Annotated in this window: 15 protein-coding genes; 13 read left to right on the plus strand and 2 right to left on the minus strand. The window is 33.9% G+C overall.

The features are described from left to right. The first annotated feature begins 100 nt into the window (after nt 1–100). From UtA1_RS07195 to UtA1_RS07250, 12 genes are all read left to right on the plus strand, one after another. Nucleotides 101–289, plus strand: a complete 189-nt coding sequence (locus UtA1_RS07195) for a hypothetical protein (RefSeq protein ID WP_016838264.1) — start codon at nt 101–103, stop codon at nt 287–289. A 48-nt stretch (nt 290–337) separates the two neighbouring features. Next, on the plus strand, nt 338–508 hold the full coding sequence (locus UtA1_RS07200; RefSeq protein WP_096550541.1) for an aspartyl-phosphate phosphatase Spo0E family protein: 171 nt from the start codon (nt 338–340) through the stop codon (nt 506–508). Between the two features lie 232 nt (nt 509–740). Beyond that, a complete protein-coding gene (locus UtA1_RS07205; RefSeq protein WP_096550542.1) occupies nt 741–1,610 on the plus strand; it encodes an NAD(P)-dependent oxidoreductase in 870 nt (289 codons plus the stop codon). A 32-nt stretch (nt 1,611–1,642) separates the two neighbouring features. Beyond that, nucleotides 1,643–2,950 carry an MFS transporter gene (locus tag UtA1_RS07210; RefSeq protein WP_096550543.1) on the plus strand — a complete coding sequence of 436 codons (1,308 nt, stop codon included), beginning with the start codon at nt 1,643–1,645 and terminating at the stop codon, nt 2,948–2,950. Between the two features lie 76 nt (nt 2,951–3,026). Next, nucleotides 3,027–3,929 carry a chemotaxis protein gene (locus UtA1_RS07215; RefSeq protein WP_096550544.1) on the plus strand — a complete coding sequence of 301 codons (903 nt, stop codon included), beginning with the start codon at nt 3,027–3,029 and terminating at the stop codon, nt 3,927–3,929. Between the two features lie 176 nt (nt 3,930–4,105). Further along, a complete protein-coding gene (locus UtA1_RS07220; RefSeq protein ID WP_096550545.1) occupies nt 4,106–5,653 on the plus strand; it encodes a Ppx/GppA family phosphatase in 1,548 nt (515 codons plus the stop codon). Then, nucleotides 5,653–7,830 carry an RNA degradosome polyphosphate kinase gene (locus UtA1_RS07225; RefSeq protein ID WP_408647329.1) on the plus strand — a complete coding sequence of 726 codons (2,178 nt, stop codon included), beginning with the start codon at nt 5,653–5,655 and terminating at the stop codon, nt 7,828–7,830. The genes UtA1_RS07220 and UtA1_RS07225 overlap by 1 nt, the downstream gene beginning before the upstream one ends. A gap of 97 nt (nt 7,831–7,927) precedes the next feature. Further along, nucleotides 7,928–9,568, plus strand: coding sequence for a putative bifunctional diguanylate cyclase/phosphodiesterase (locus UtA1_RS07230; RefSeq protein ID WP_096550546.1), 1,641 nt, complete (start codon nt 7,928–7,930; stop codon nt 9,566–9,568). A gap of 377 nt (nt 9,569–9,945) precedes the next feature. After that, entirely contained in the window at nt 9,946–10,713 is a 768-nt protein-coding gene (gene fadH / locus UtA1_RS07235; protein WP_096550547.1) for a 2,4-dienoyl-CoA reductase, read from the plus strand. A 79-nt stretch (nt 10,714–10,792) separates the two neighbouring features. Next, nucleotides 10,793–11,041: a short-chain dehydrogenase gene (locus UtA1_RS07240; protein ID WP_232019915.1), complete on the plus strand. Its 249-nt coding sequence runs from the start codon at nt 10,793–10,795 to the stop codon at nt 11,039–11,041. Between the two features lie 110 nt (nt 11,042–11,151). Then, nucleotides 11,152–11,598: a cyclic-di-AMP-binding protein CbpB gene (gene cbpB, locus UtA1_RS07245; protein WP_016838274.1), complete on the plus strand. Its 447-nt coding sequence runs from the start codon at nt 11,152–11,154 to the stop codon at nt 11,596–11,598. Nucleotides 11,599–11,688: 90 nt separating this feature from the next. Next, nucleotides 11,689–12,579, plus strand: a complete 891-nt coding sequence (locus UtA1_RS07250; protein WP_096550548.1) for a LysR family transcriptional regulator — start codon at nt 11,689–11,691, stop codon at nt 12,577–12,579. Nucleotides 12,580–12,695: 116 nt separating this feature from the next. Here UtA1_RS07250 and UtA1_RS07255 read toward each other — a convergent pair whose 3' ends face one another. Continuing rightward, a complete protein-coding gene (locus tag UtA1_RS07255) occupies nt 12,696–13,898 on the minus strand; it encodes an MFS transporter (protein ID WP_096550549.1) in 1,203 nt (400 codons plus the stop codon). 307 nt (nt 13,899–14,205) lie between these two features. On the opposite strand from UtA1_RS07255, the gene UtA1_RS07260 reads away from it, so the two are divergent. Beyond that, nucleotides 14,206–14,658 (plus strand): GNAT family N-acetyltransferase, encoded by a 453-nt coding sequence (locus UtA1_RS07260; RefSeq protein ID WP_096550550.1) that lies wholly within the window; start codon nt 14,206–14,208, stop codon nt 14,656–14,658. A 187-nt stretch (nt 14,659–14,845) separates the two neighbouring features. On the opposite strand, the gene UtA1_RS07265 is transcribed toward UtA1_RS07260, so the two are convergent. Then, nucleotides 14,846–15,961 (minus strand): IS4 family transposase, encoded by a 1,116-nt coding sequence (locus UtA1_RS07265; RefSeq protein WP_096549683.1) that lies wholly within the window; start codon nt 15,959–15,961, stop codon nt 14,846–14,848. Between the last annotated feature and the right edge of the window lie 188 nt (nt 15,962–16,149).

Raw genomic sequence — 16,149 nt, forward strand, 5'->3', positions numbered from 1 at the left:
TCTATCAGTTACTATGAAGTTAGTTTGCATGATAATAGAACAAATGTAAAGTGATTTTAGAATAATTTCGAAAATATAAGAAGTAGGAGGTAAAATATTTATGAATAACTACAAAGATATGATTGAAAAGTTAAAAAATGGGGAAATAAAAAGTATAGAAATTACAAAAGAGGAATTTTTGCAGTTTCGTGAAGTGCTTGTGAATGATGAAAAGTTTAAACATTTTAGAGGTGAAGCAAAACAAGGTGGAAGGGTCATTTATACTTATTCAGATACACCGCGTGCATAACAAAAAACTACTTCCACCCATTTCTATATGAAAGAGGGGATTAGAAGTATGGATAGATTGAAGCTACATTTGGAGTACGTTCGGGAAAAAATGATTCGTTCAGGTTTAGAAAATGGCCTGCAATCACCAAAAACGATTCGATTAAGTAAACAACTGGACCAGATTTTAAATCAATATCAAAAGCATGAAAAATCCCCATTGATTATGACGAAAAAATAATTTTTTTCAATTTTTTGTTATAAAAAATCATGCAATTGGCAATAGTATTTTTTGAACACAGCAACATTCTCATTTTCCCCCTTTTCAAGCAGCGTATCTTGCTGCTCTTTTTTTTGTCTATGTATTAACAATTTTTTCATTACATATCAACAATTGCCCATTTATATGGTACATTACAAGAAAGTGTAAAATATGCATATTTTTAATAATGATACAGGGGTGTTGGGGAATTATGTTTAATAAAAAGATTGCATTTATCGGTACAGGGGTTATGGGAACTAGTATCGTAAAGCATCTATTGAAGGCGGGATACGAAGTAACGTTATATAATCGTACGAAGGAAAAAGCAATTCCTTTAATTGACCTTGGAGCTACTTGGGCTGATACACCTGCCCTTGCTTCTGAAAACAAGGATATCATTTTTACAATGGTTGGTTTTCCTAAAGATGTTGAAGATGTGTATTTTGGAGATAATGGCATTTTCAAAACAGCAAAAAAAGGTTCGACTCTCATAGATATGACGACTTCAAAGCCGAGCCTTGCAGAGAAAATATATGAGGCAGCGAAAGAAAAGGGAATAATGAGTCTTGATGCACCGGTGTCTGGGGGAGATATAGGTGCAAGAAATGGTACATTATCCATTATGGTAGGTGGCGATGAAGAAGTTTTTAAAGAAATGTTGCCAATTTTTGAATTATTCGGCTCCAATATTGTTTATCAAGGAAAAGCTGGCTCTGGTCAACATACAAAAATGTGCAATCAATTATTAATAACGACGAACATGATTGGCGTGTGTGAATCCATTGCATATGGAATGAAGGCAGGATTAGATTTAAATAAAGTGTTAGAGTCGGTTTCATCAGGAGCTGCTGGCTCATGGTCATTATCAAATTTGGGACCACGTATATTAAAAGGCGATCTAGAACCAGGCTTTTATATTAAACATTTTATTAAAGATATGAAAATTGCTTTGGAAGAAGCAGAAAAAATGGAATTAGATTTACCAGGTTTACATTTGGCGAAAGAAATGTATGAGACGTTGTTAAACAAAGGGTATGGTGATTTGGGAACTCAAGCGTTAATTAAATACTACAATGTCTGAGTGGCAATTTTAAACTGATAGGGGCGATATTTTTGATTAAAGGCCAAAACCTGAGGAAGAGGAATCAATTTGCATTATATTGTTCCCTTCCAATTCTTTCATGGGCATTGTACGATTTTGCGAATACGATTTTTTCATCCAATATTAATACGGTTTTTTTTCCTTTTTATATGGATGAAGTGCTTGGAACAGATAGAGTGATGGAACAGGTTGCAAGCTCCTTTATTTCTTACGCCAATGCTTTTGCAAGTCTCTTTTTGGTGCTCTTTTCTCCGCTTTATGGTGTTTGGATTGATCAAACAGGTTATAAAAAGAGATTTATCGTTTGGTTTGCATCTATCTCAATATTTTTTACATTTATGATGGGAATTTTTGCTCAACTGGATGTTTCAAGTTATTTTTCAGGATTGCCCCTCAGTTTGTGTTTCGTTGTTCTTAGTTTTGTCATTGCAAAATTTTGTTTTAATTCCAGTTTAGTGTTTTATGACACGATGTTAGGAGATCTTGGCACAAGTGAAGAGATACCATTAATTTCAGGATTTGGTGTAGCTGTCGGTTATTTAGGAACGATAGTAGGGTTATCGATATACTTTTTCGTAGCTGATGGTGGTTTTCATCGAGCTTTTATTCCAACGGCAATTCTTTATCTTATATTTTCCTTACCATTATTTTTCTTTATTAAAGATCGACCAATCCCTAAACATCAAAGAAAAAAGTTTGGATTTTTTAAAGGATATAAAGAAATTGTCGATACTTTTAAAGATATGAAAAAATATAAAGCAATTTTTACTTTCATGATTGCTTACTTTTTCTTAAACGACGCCATTGCAACGACAATAGCGATGATGGCAGTCTACGCAACAGTGATTGTTGGTTTTACTTCTGGGAAATTTATAATTTTATATTTAGTAAGTACCATATCTACTGTGATTGGGTCTTTCATTTTTGGCAACATTACAAAAGCAATTGGTGCCCGAAAAGCCGTTGCAATCGTAAGCATCATTATGATTATCGCTTTAATAATAGCGGTATGTGCTACACAAGAATGGATGTTTTGGATTGCGGGAAGCATGTTCGGTGTGTCACTTGGTTCCATGTGGGTAACCTCTAGAACATTGATTATTGAATTATCACCGGAGGAAAAACGTGGTCAATTTTTCGGTTTGTTTGCTTTTTCAGGAAAAGTTTCTTCTATTATTGGCCCAGCGTTATATGGAACGGTGACGTTCATGCTAAAGGATTATGGACCCCTTGCATCAAGAATTGCTTTAGGTTCTTTAATTGTATTAACGATTATTGGTTTAATTGTTCATTTGCAAGTACAGCAGGAGCAACATTAAATTTAAATTATTACCATCTGAATTTATAGAAAAGTTATATTATTATATTTAGTTATATAGGAAGGAATGATGATAGATGGAGCAAAAAGGTATTTTACTAGAATCAGGAACCAACGAATTAGAAATTGTTGAATTTGAAGTAGGAAATAATAAATTTGGAATCAATGTAATAAAAGTAAAAGAAATCATACAGCCGCTTCCTGTCACATTTATTCCTCATGCTCATCCGCATATAGAGGGAATTGTCCAGTTGCGAGGAGAAGTATTACCGGTTGTCGATATGTTGAAAGTGTTAGGAATACCAAATGCCTCTTATAGTGATCAGCAAAAATATATTGTTGCAGAATTTAATAAACAAAAAGTGGTATTCCATGTGGATAATGTTACACAGATACATCGTATTTCTTGGAATCAAATTGAAAAGCCTTCAGATATGTATCAAGGAAGTTCTAACCAAGTTATCGGTGTCATTAAAATAGGTGAATCAATGATATTATTACTTGATTTTGAGAAAATAATGGTTGATATTAATCCAGATTCCGGAATTAGCATGGATTCTGTAAAGAAACTTGGAAAGAGGGAACGATCAGAAAAAAGAATCATCGTGGCAGAAGATTCACCATTATTGCGTAAATTGTTAAATGATACATTAACAGAAGCAGGGTATGTTAATTTAGAGTTTTTTGAGAATGGTAAAGAAGCTTTTGAATATCTGGAACACTTATTAGAAACGAATGATGATATTACGAAGCATGTACAATTAGTGGTAACGGATATTGAGATGCCACAAATGGATGGACACCATTTAACAAAAAGAATAAAAACTCATTCAGAGCTACAAAAGTTACCGGTTATTATCTTCTCAAGTTTAATTACCGATGATCTTCGCCATAAAGGGGAAAGAGTTGGTGCAGATGATCAAATTTCGAAACCTGAAATTGGAGATTTAATTTTAAAAATTGATGAATTGATTTTGTAACATAGCACAATTTTAGGTATCCATCAATTCAATAGCTTTTTTCAATTCACATTTGTCGGATGCCTTTAAAGGCTCCGACGTTTTTGATTAATTTTTATTCGTTGAACCAACATTAAACATATGACAAAATATTCTTAAACTTAGAATTCGTATATAGAGAGTAGGGATTTTATTCGGTGAATGAAGTAAACATGGCGGTTATAGATATCGGTTCGAATACAATTCGCCTAGTGCTATACAGATATAGTCATGAAAAAGGATTACGTGAAATTGGAAATATGAAAACGGTTGCTAGGCTAAGGAAATATATTCAAACTGATGGATATATGTCTGAAGAAGGTATTGAAGTATTAAAAAATACGTTAATTTCGTTCAAGGAAATAATGCAAGATTACGGTGTGACGACCGTAAAGGCTGCTGCAACAGCTGCTATTCGACAAGCAAAAAATAATCAAGAAATCCTTTTACAAATGGAAAAAGATACTGGCATAAAAATCGATTTATTATCGGAAGATGAGGAAGCCTATTTCGGATATTTAGCAGTCGTTCATTCGATGGAGATCCCTTCTGCCGTTACAATTGATATTGGTGGAGGTTCAACGGAGATTACGTTGTTTATAAATAAAGAATTACAACATTCTATAAGTTTTCCTTTTGGTACTGTATCGTTAAAACAAAGTTTTGTTACCGGTGATAAAATAAACGAAAAGGAAAAATATCAACTATATCAAAATATAAAGAAATATTTTGAAAATGTAGCATGGTTAAAAAATGTTAAATTACCAATTGTGGGGATTGGTGGCAGTGCTCGAAATCTCGCGCAAATTCATCAGCATCTAATTGATTATCCAATATCTGGCATCCATCATTATGAAATGAATGAAGAAACGCTAAAAAATTTGAGTGGTTACTTAGGAAAACAATCTTTTGAACAATTAAAGCAAATTGATGGATTGTCTTCCGATCGAGCGGACATTATTGAAATTGCTTTAGTCATTTTTAAAACTTTAATGGAAGTTGTGGATTCAAATTCATTTTACATTAGTAAAAGAGGATTGCGGGAAGGGTTAATCATGGATATCGTGATGAAATCGAATCCTGAAGCTTTTCAACCCTTTAACGTATTTGAAGATTATGCGAATCATCTAGCATTCAAATATGGGAGAACGGAGGATGAAGTAGGTACATTAGTTACATTGATAGAGAATATATATAGAGAAAGTTGTAAATGGAACTTATTTCAATTTAATGAAGAACATCTGAATTTACTAAAAAAAGCAGCAAGAGTATTTTCAATTGGAGATTATATCGAATTAGATTCATCGAATCAACACACTTTTTATCTAATTGCCAATCAATCTATTCCCGGATTAAACCATAAAAATCGGGTAAAAATTGCATTGCTTGCATCTTATAAAAACCGAGATTATTTCAGACGTCTTAGTCAACCGTTTCTGACATGGTTTACCCGTGAAGAGTTAAAAATTTTGCGGAATTTCGGTGCTTTATTAAAATTTGTATATTCCTTAAATAGTTCAAAAAGAAATATCGTAAAAAGTATTAAAATGGAATTACAAGAAAAGGATATCATTACTCTATTTGTTGTTGCGAAAGGGCGTGCAGTGGCAGAAATCCATCGAGCACAAAGCCAAAAGAAGCATATTGAACGATTATTTAAGAAGAGGGTAAAAATTGAGTTAATCGATGAAGGGTGGAATGAGTAATGACAGATGAAACAGGGCTGAACTCTCCTGAAAGGGAAAATCTTATAGATAATCATAAATTAACGGATATTGATAGAAGGAAAATGTTGGATGAAATATCGAAACCTGAGTATTATAATAACCGTGAATTAAGTTGGTTAGCATTCAACGAACGAGTATTAGAAGAAGCGGAAGATGAAACAAATCCATTACTGGAGCGGTTGAGATTTATCGCAATCTTTAGTTCGAATTTAGATGAATTTTTTATGGTGCGTGTGGCTGGACTTCAAGACCAAGTTCGCGCGGGATTTCATAAACCGGAAAATAAAGCGGGCTTAACGCCCAAGGAACAATTGGAGAAAATTGCTGAAAAAACGCAAGCGCTTGTTCGTAGGCAAATGGAAGTTTTTCGTCATTTAATATTCGAGCTATTGCCAAAGGAAAATATCTACTTAACAGATATGAAATCATTATCGAAAGAACAGCAGCAATATATCAATGAAATGTTTGAAGAAACCATTTTCCCTGTACTAACACCCATAGCAGTAGATGCTTATCGCCCTTTTCCTACATTACTTGGAAAAACGTTAAACTTGCTTGTTTTGTTAGAAGATACAAAAGTGTTAAGCGAGTTTAACGAAAAAGTAGCTATTATACAAGTCCCATCTGTATTAGATCGCTTTATTGAAGTACCCGCTGGCCCTGATCGAAAAGTATTTGTTCTATTAGAAGATGTCATTACTTCACATGTAGATCGACTATTTTATGGCTATAATGTGAAATCGGTACAGGCTTTCCGATTAACGAGAAATGCTGATTTAACAATTCATGAAGAAGGCGCTCAAGATTTACTCGTTGAAATCGAAAAGGAATTGAAAAAAAGAAAATGGGGAATTGGAAGCCGTCTTGAAGTTCGCGATGGAGAAATGAATGATGACGTTTTAGAATATTTATTAGAAGAATTTGAAATTAGTGAATCCGATGTTTTTAAAATTGATGGCCCCCTTGATTTAACGTTTTTATTTAGTTTTGTGAAGAAGTTGTCTCAAGGAAGAGAGCATTTATTATATGAAAGTTTTATTCCTCAACGTCCATTAGATTTAGAGTCTGATGAAGATATTTACGAAAAGGCGCTAGAAAAGGATTTATTTTTTCATCATCCATATGAATCCTTTGAGCCTATTGTGGAATTTATTACAGAAGCGGCGAATGATCCGACAGTGCTAGCAATCAAACAGACTTTATATCGAGTAAGCGGTAATTCACCGATTATTCAAGCTTTAAAACAAGCGGCTGAAAATGGGAAACAAGTGACAGTTTTAGTAGAGTTAAAAGCACGTTTTGATGAAGAAAACAACGTGCATTGGGCGAAGGAGCTGGAACAATCAGGTTGCCTTGTGATTTATGGAATGCATAACTTAAAAACCCATTCAAAAATAACCCTTGTAGTTCGACGGAAAAATGGAAAAATAGAGCGTTTCGTCCATTTAGGAACAGGTAATTATAATGATGCGACAGCTAAAACATATACCGATATGGGGATTATTACAACGAATAAAGAGTTTGGTATAGATGCAACGAATTTCTTTAACTATTTAAGTGGTTATACGGAAAAGCCTAGGTTCCACCATATTGTCGTATCACCTTATGATATTCGTGATAAATTTATTGAAATGATTGATCAAGAAATTGAGTTTCATAAAAAATATGGAAATGGATTCATTCGTGCAAAAATGAATGCGTTAACTGACAAAGATTTAATTATGAAATTGTATGAAGCTTCCATAAATGGTGTTAAAATTGAATTACTAATACGAGGTATTTGTTGTTTGAGACCTGGTATACCAGGCATTAGTGAAAATATTACGGTTACTAGTATCGTCGGTCGATTCTTAGAGCATTCGCGCATTTATTGGTTCCATCATAACGGAGAAAATAAAATTTATTTATCTTCAGCCGATATGATGACTCGGAATATGGTGCGTCGAGTGGAAATACTATTCCCAATCTATTCTGCTGAAATTAAACAACGAATAATGCATATTTTTTCAACACAACTAGCTGATAATGTAAAGGCTCGTGTTCAAGATTCAACAGGAAAATATCGATATAAGGAACGTAAAGAAGGCGAGTCGGTAATCAATAGCCAGGAGCTATTTATTTTAGAAGCAACTAGTACAGTCATGATGGAGGAATAAGAACTGTATTGAATGCATGGTGTAGTTTAATTGAATAAATGACCCGACACATAAACTACACCTTTTTATACATTTACATAGTAATGGAGGAACATCGATGATCAACTTTCCAGCCAATACAGAAAAAGATTACTTACAATATGTCATGAAACTTAACCCTTTTAATGCGATTGTCATATTAAAACAGTTAAGGGCTGGAAAATTTTCTGTAGAAATGATTAATTCCAGTGCTTACAAATTAACGCCCAATACTTTTGAAAAAGGGATGGACGCTGAACAATTTTTTGAGCTATTAAATTGGAATGAAATCAAAAAAGTGATATTAGAAAAGCAAGAGAAAATTCAATACATAACAATGAATATGGATGAAGAATTGCAAATGTATGTGGAACCGATTAAGTTTCATGACGAATTGTATTATGCGGTCATCATGAGTCAAGGGAAGGAATTTAGCTATATATCGTTTATTGATGAAAATACAGGATTGCTAAATCGAAGAGCATTAAATTTTCGTTGGGATGAGAAATATCGTAACTATAATCATGATATGAATCTATCAATTTTATTGGTAGATCTTGATCGCTTTAAAAAGTATAACGAGTCGTTAGGAAAACAAAATGCAGATATAATGATTAAGCAAATTAGTGAGCGATTTAAGCGATTAAAAGGAAAAAACATTGAATTATATCATTATAATGGTGATGAATTCCTTTATTTAATGAAGCATTATCTTCGAGAAGAAGTGGAACTTCTTGCTAACCAAGTGTTAGAGGAGTTAAAAGTACCTTTTATTATAGATGGACAAGAATATTTTGTAACTGCATCCATTGGGATTGCTACATTAAATTCTGAGCAAAAAAGAGATTTTAACTCATTGTTGCATCAAGCAGAACAAGCACTATTTTATGTGAAGACTCATGGCCGTGCTCATTATCGTTTCTATCGTGAAGAAATGAGTAAAGATTTTAAAAATGAAGTGCTGATGGAAGCTCATTTAAAACGGGCGATCGAGTTTAATGAATTATCCATCCACTTGCAACCGCAAGTAAATTATTTAACGAATGAGATTGATAGTTTTGAAGCTTTACTCCGTTGGAACAACCCGAAGTTTGGTTATGTTCCACCATCCCAATTTATTCCTTTAGCTGAATCAAGCGGTTTAATTATTGAAATAGGAGATTGGGTGTTGGAACAAGTTTGTAGTTATCAGCGAGAATGGAGAAAAAAAGGATATCGTCCTGTAAGAATTGCAGTAAATATTTCACCAATGCAATTTAAACAACTAAACTTCCCGAATAAAATTGAATCCGTATTAAAGAAGTACGAGGTTGACCCACAATTTATTGAACTGGAGATTACAGAAAGTTCAATGGAAAATGTAGAAGAAACGGAAGAAATATTGAAAAAGCTAAAAAAGCTCGGTGTTTATGTATCTGTAGATGATTTTGGTACAGGTTATTCTTCTTTAAGTTATTTAAAAAAATACCCGATTGATATCATCAAAATCGATCAATCTTTTATTTCGGATATTAACAAAGATGAAAAAAATGAAGCCATAATAAAAGCGATTATTTCTTTATCACATCATTTAGAGATGGATGTGGTCGCAGAAGGTGTGGAAGAAAAATATCAAGAATTATTTTTAAAGGAAAATCGTTGTAAAAAAGGACAAGGTTATTTGTATAATAAACCGATGCCGGTGGAAGAAGTTATTAAAAAATATTTAGAATGTAAATAAATGCAATTCGTTTAGGATTACTACATAGCTTCCAATTTCAATATCCCGAATAGTGACATGATCGCTATTCGGGATTATTCAAACTTCCATTGTTGGAATAAAAAACAAAGGTAAGTAAAGATTACTTTTCTACCAATCAAATACAATCTTCGACACTACATATGTCGAAGATTTTGATAATTGAAATAATTTCAAGAAAACAAAACATAGAAAATATTATACAACAATTATACTAAATGTTAAATATGTAAAAATATAGAATATTTATTTTTTATTTAAAAAATAGCAAAAGTTGAATTTTCGACAAACTTTGCACTTCTTTTCTTGTACAATAGAGATGAATGGTTATTCATTCATATACGATGGGAGGAATGTTTATGTTAAACAATGAAACGATTATCGTAACAGGCGGCTCTAGTGGAATGGGAATGGCTATGGCAAAAAAATTTGTGCAAGAAGGTGCTAATGTCCTTATAACTGGTCGAAATGAAGAGCGTCTTGAAAAGGCAAAAAATGAGATTTCACAGTTTGGCAATACAATTGAAACGTTTCAGATGGATGTTCGAGATGTGGAGCAAGTAAAGGCAATGGTTCAATATGCCATTCAACGATTTGGAAAAATTGATGGATTAGTAAATAATGCAGCAGGAAACTTTATTGTTGCAGCAGAAAAATTATCGCCAAATGGTTGGAAAGCGGTTATTGATATTGTTTTAAATGGAACATTTTATTGCTCACAAGAAGTAGGAAAATATTGGATTGAACAAGGGATAAAAGGAAAAATTTTAAATATGGTAGCCACATATGCTTGGCAAGCAGGTGCAGGGGTCGTTCACTCCGCAGCAGCCAAAGCAGGAGTATTGTCATTAACTCGTACTCTTGCTGTTGAATGGGGACACAAATATGGAATACGTGTAAATGCCATTGCACCAGGACCGATTGACAGAACGGGTGGTGCAGAAAAACTTTGGGAATCAGAAGAACAAGCAAAACGCACGATTGAATCCGTCCCTTTAAAACGTCTAGGTACACCAGAAGAAATTGCGGATTTGGCAGCATTCATGTTATCTGAAAAGTGTGCCTATATGAACGGAGAATGCGTAACGTTGGATGGCGGCCAATGGCTCAACCAATTTCCATTTTAATTGAAAGCAGTCGTTTTTATTAAGAAGAATAAAAAATAAAAAAAAGAAACATACTCTTCTTAAGACTAGAAGGGAGAGTATGATGATGGGTGGATGGACCATTCCGACAATTATTGTAGGCTTAATTATTGTTGGTGTTTCGTATGTCATGACTGTAAGTGTCATGAAGAAAACAGAAGAGCGAGCTTCCGCTATGGATACACCTATTAGTAAAACTGTTCGAGAACATCCAATTTTAATGAATCCAATCATTATTATGTACATTATTTTCGGTATATTTACTGGTATCATGATTTTTTACTATTGGGCAAAATCTGCTTCTTATTAAAACAAAAAATCCTTCAACCCAAAAATTCATGTGTCATTGTCATGGTCATAAAACTGTCAAATATGATATGATAGTGGTAACTGGGGTCCTCATGGAAGGGGTTGAAGGATTTGATTTCAACAAAGACAAGAGCCTTTTTGGAAACGCCGATTAGTGATTTTATTATTCCGGCAGAAAAAGTAGCACATGTTTTAGTTGGAAATAGTGCTGAACATGCATTGTTAGTTCTTACTAAAACAGGTTATTCTCAAGTACCGGTATTGGATACGAAGTTTCGAATTCATGGTTTGGTAAGTTCAAAGATGATTACCGAATCAATACTTGGGTTAGAGCGGATTGAGTATGAAAAATTAGCTCATATTAAAGTTGATGACTGCATGGATCGAAATGTCACATATTTAAAAATCGATGATACGATTCAAAGGGCATTAGATTTAGTCATTAACCATGCCTTTTTATGCGTTGTAGATCATGAAGGTACTTTTGCAGGGATATTAACGAGAAGAGTGATTTTAAAGCAATTAAAAAAATATATTTATCAAGTATTAGATTATTAATTGAACAATCATCGGCAAAATCCATGGATGAAAAGGATTTTGTCGATTTTTATTGAATTTTTATGTATCGTATTTTTTTGGAGTGATTGGATGACAACGACAGAAGCAGAAATTATAAAAATATTAGCGGAAGAACGAAATATGCGCAAGGCAGCAGAACGGCTATTTATTACACAACCTGCGTTATCTCAACGATTGCAATCGATTGAAAAATATTGGGGTACTCAATTATTCATTCGTTCTCAAAAGGGATTGATGCCTACACCTGCAGGAGAATTAGTTATTCAATATGCAATTGAGACATTGCAAAAAAAAGAAGAAGTTTTTGAAAGGATTCAAGCTCTAGATTCAAAAGTGCATGGTACATTAAAAATCGCTTGTGCCTCCATCGTTGGAATTAACTGGTTACCAAAAGTGTTAAAAGAATTTGTCACAACTTATCCAGATGTTAAAATTTCATTAATTACCGGTTGGAGTTCTGAAATTGTGAAAGCTCTTTATGATGGGGAAGCCCAAGTTGGTATTGTCAGAGGCCAGTCAGAGTGGAAAGGGAAAAAGATGCACTTATTCCGCGATACAATGTATCTAGTAGATAAAGAAATTGAAAGATTAGAAGAAATTTTAACGACGGAACGGCCATTTATTCAATTTAAAAGCGATTCCAATTATTATCAAGAAATTCAAGTTTGGTGGCAAGGTCACTTTGCATCTAGCCCTAAAAGACAAATCATTGTAGATCAAATTGAAACATGTAAGCAAATGGCGCTCAATGGTATTGGATATGCGATTTTACCTTCTATTACATTAAATGGAGGAGAAAATGTAAACAAAATTGCATTAACATCTGGAGATACAGATATTGGGCTAACTCGGGATACTTGGCTGATTGGTTATGAATCCTCCTTCCGATTACGACAAGTGGAAGCTTTTGTTGAAGTAGTGAAAAAACATGCTGATTCAGTAGATGAGTCCCAACGATAATTTATTGATGAAAAACAATGGCGAAATATGAACAATAGTGTGTATTTGAAAAACTAATTCTCAATAAACAAATAAAGAGCGAATGGAACGATTTTATTCCATCCGCTCTTTTTCTATTAATATTCTTCATTTGCTTTCAATAATTGTGGTGCTTTTTTCATTGTCCAAAGGTGAGCTAATATGTAACAGGCAAATAAGATGAATGCACCAAGAATAAATGGTGAAGATAATTTCCATTCAAGCATTATTCCTGCGAGGGCGGGACCAACCATATTACCTAAACTCATATATGCATTATTCATTCCAGCGGCAAAACCTTGCTCAGCCCCTGCCAATTTCGAAATTAATGTGTTGACTGCTGGCCGAATAAAAGTTGTGGCAATTTGGAAAATAGACGTAATGGTAATAATAATGAAAAATCCTTTTATATACACCATACCAACCATGGAAAGGGCAGCAATAATCAAATTGACTAATATAACTTTCATCTCACCGAATCGTTTAAATAGCTGGTCGACAATATATACTTGTAAAATTACGCCAAGAAAACCGCCGATTATCATAACGATAGCGATATCCATAGGCGTATAGCCAAATTTATAAGTTAAGTACATAGACAACGTCGATTGGAAATTTGCGATACCAAAACTAAAAACAAAGACGACTAATAACATGACGAAGTAGGGCGTATGAAGGGAACGTAATAATTGTTGAAAGATGTTATCTTTCCCTTTTGTTATTAATCGTTCTTTCTGTTGTTGTTTAATATTCGGTAAGACGATAAAAGAAACGATAGCTGCTATTAAAGCAACGATCCCTCCAAAATAAAAGGGAAAATGCAAATTCACTTTAGCTAAAAATCCACCAATCCCTGGCCCAATCATAAATCCAAGAGATATGGCTGCTCCGAGAAATCCCATTCCTTTTCCCCGTTCTTCCACTGTTGTAATATCCGCTACATAGGCCATCACCGGTGGCATGATGAAGGCAGCGCCAGCTCCTGACAAGAAACGGGCAAAAAACAGCATCCAAATTGCTTTTGCTATCCCAAAGAAGATTTGTGAAAATCCAAAAATGATTAATCCCAAAATGACAAAGAATTTTCGTCCATATAAATCCGATAGATTCCCCGCAATCGGCGAAAAAATAAATTGGGCAAAGGCAAAATCAGCAACTAAAAATCCGAGGATGGTACCCCCAACTCCAAAAAGATCCAGGTAGGAAGGTAACACCGGAACCACCATTCCAATGCCTCCCATTGTAATGAATAAGTTAAACATTAACATAAACATGACCAACTTTTTCTTTCTCTGTGACATTCCGATCACCTTCCATTTAATTCAAAAAACTTACTATGAAATAATGAACTATTTTATCATATTACAATAAGGAAAATATAGGAGAAAGAATTTTAATCAATCGATTATTTTAACAATCTGCTATATAAATATAAAGCAATTACTGTATCTGCCTCCTCTGAACAGCGTAGTTAAAATTGCTAAGCATGATATTTACAACAGAAAACAGTAAAATTTTATATGGTCCAACCAATTGTGAAGGTGGACAAATTATTATTTATAACCTTTTGGCATTTTACTTCCTTACTTAATTTAAAAGGGGGATTTTATGATTATACGATTATTAAATAACAATGAAAATCCGCCAATGGATTTGTTGTTATTGGCGGATCCTTCTGTGGACAATGTGGAAGAATATTTAAAAAGAGGTGAATGCTATGTTGCGGAAATGAATCATCAAATTGTAGGAGTTTATGTCCTGCTTGCGACAAGACCCAAAACAATGGAAGTCGTGAATGTTGCTGTTGCTGAAAACTATCAAGGAAAAGGAATAGGAAAACTTTTGGTTATGCATGCAGTGAATACAGCAAAAGAAAAAGGTTTTAAAACAATTGAAATTGGAACCGGAAACTCAAGCATCTCCCAACTAGCTCTTTATCAAAAATGCGGTTTTCGAATTACCGGTATCGACAGAGATTATTTTATAAGGCACTACGATATAGAGATTTTTGAAAATGGCATTCAATGCAGGGATATGATTCGGCTATCCCAAGAATTATAGAACGACTATGAGAAGAAAAAGATTATATTAATAAAACCCTGCATTAGCATTGCATAAATATAGTTAGAATTTTCTGTTAATTAATTTTTGTGAATTTGTGCCAAAAAGACAAAACCTAAAGAAAGGTGGCACTGCCCATTTGGTAAATATATACAGTTAAACCAGAGCGACAACGACAAAAGGGAGATTATGGACTGGCTCGCCCATCAAATTTTCGCAACCAAACATAAGCTGGTTTCCACAGAGCTCTCTTTAACCAACGAGTAATTCGAAGTAGAGATTTCTTACTTTTCATCTCCAATTGAATGAGAACATGTAAGCAATACGTGATAAGGGCTAAGAAAATTTGATTTTGAATAGCTGTTTCACTCATTCCATAAAAGTGCTTAATTTCTACGTGTTGCTTGAGCCATTTGAAAAAGAGTTCAATAGCCCAGCGAGATCGGTAAATATCACTTATCTCTTCTGGTTTTAAATCAAATCGGTTGGTGATGAAACGAAGTAAGTTCCCTTTTGTGTCCATAACTTCTAGTAGACGAAAGACATTTTCAGTACGATTTTGTGTGGTACCAATGTAGACCATTTTATCGGATAGAACGTGACAATCATCAGGAAGTGAAAATGTATAGACTTCACGAATGACTGCGTTTTTCTTCAGTCTTGAAACGAAGAAATAGCCATCATCTGTCATCCGATCAAAACGTTCATAGTCCACATAACCGCGGTCAAACACATACATGGCTTCTTTATCATCCACTAGGACTTCGAGTTGATTTCGGTCATGTTCTTTTGCTGTCGTAATCACTGCTTTTTCAGGATAGACGGTGTCTTTATCCATGAAAACGAGCCGTAAGTGTAGCTTTACACCAGCTTTTGTTTTACGGAATTTTGCCCATTTATAATTGGTCAAATTCAACGGGAGTGTACTTGAATCAATGATTTTCAGTGGCATATTCTTTCCGGTTTTATAATGGTACCGTTGAATTTTCCAAACAAGATCCAAGAACAAATTTGCAAGAATTAGTGGGTTGATCTGATTGTTTTTTCGGGATAGCTGAGAGGCACTTATCGATTCAAATCCGAGTGCTTTTTGAAGATCTTCGTCTACAAGTGCATCACTCATTTCCTCTAAGCTCTTAAATTCGAGCAGCTGGGCTACCAATAAAAGTTTAATATAGGCTTCTGTTGTCAGCTTTTTTGTGTAATAGTCCTGTTTCAATTCTTTGACTTGTTCGCTAAGTTTTTGAATATTTATGGGTGAAACCCATTTACCAAATGATGAAATTAGTGTATTCTTGTCCATAACGTTTATCCTTTACGATTGGATTTGGACAGGAACCACCTGTACTTCCATTGTAAAGGATTTTTTTGTTTCGAAATCAATAAAAAATTGAACATTCTTAGTATTTTGAATCATCAGATTTAATTAGTGCAATGCTAGTGAAAACCCTGAAAAAGAAAAAAATTTAGAGTTTCTTAAAAAGAAACTCT

The organism is Ureibacillus thermosphaericus (genome assembly GCF_002370195.2).
Taxonomy (GTDB): Bacteria; Bacillota; Bacilli; order Bacillales_A; family Planococcaceae; genus Ureibacillus; species Ureibacillus thermosphaericus.

What these genes read in the sequence shown, in the direction of transcription:
- UtA1_RS07225 (WP_408647329.1), top strand. Translation starts at nt 5,653, where the DNA reads ATGACAGATGAAACAGGGCTGAACTCTCCTGAAAGGGAAAATCTTATA.
- UtA1_RS07215 (WP_096550544.1), top strand. Translation starts at nt 3,027, where the DNA reads ATGGAGCAAAAAGGTATTTTACTAGAATCAGGAACCAACGAATTAGAA.
- UtA1_RS07255 (WP_096550549.1), bottom strand. Translation starts at nt 13,898, where the DNA reads ATGTCACAGAGAAAGAAAAAGTTGGTCATGTTTATGTTAATGTTTAAC.
- UtA1_RS07240 (WP_232019915.1), top strand. Translation starts at nt 10,793, where the DNA reads ATGATGATGGGTGGATGGACCATTCCGACAATTATTGTAGGCTTAATT.
- UtA1_RS07260 (WP_096550550.1), top strand. Translation starts at nt 14,206, where the DNA reads ATGATTATACGATTATTAAATAACAATGAAAATCCGCCAATGGATTTG.
- UtA1_RS07230 (WP_096550546.1), top strand. Translation starts at nt 7,928, where the DNA reads ATGATCAACTTTCCAGCCAATACAGAAAAAGATTACTTACAATATGTC.
- fadH (WP_096550547.1), top strand. Translation starts at nt 9,946, where the DNA reads ATGTTAAACAATGAAACGATTATCGTAACAGGCGGCTCTAGTGGAATG.
- UtA1_RS07265 (WP_096549683.1), bottom strand. Translation starts at nt 15,961, where the DNA reads ATGGACAAGAATACACTAATTTCATCATTTGGTAAATGGGTTTCACCC.
- UtA1_RS07200 (WP_096550541.1), top strand. Translation starts at nt 338, where the DNA reads ATGGATAGATTGAAGCTACATTTGGAGTACGTTCGGGAAAAAATGATT.
- UtA1_RS07195 (WP_016838264.1), top strand. Translation starts at nt 101, where the DNA reads ATGAATAACTACAAAGATATGATTGAAAAGTTAAAAAATGGGGAAATA.
- UtA1_RS07250 (WP_096550548.1), top strand. Translation starts at nt 11,689, where the DNA reads ATGACAACGACAGAAGCAGAAATTATAAAAATATTAGCGGAAGAACGA.
- UtA1_RS07205 (WP_096550542.1), top strand. Translation starts at nt 741, where the DNA reads ATGTTTAATAAAAAGATTGCATTTATCGGTACAGGGGTTATGGGAACT.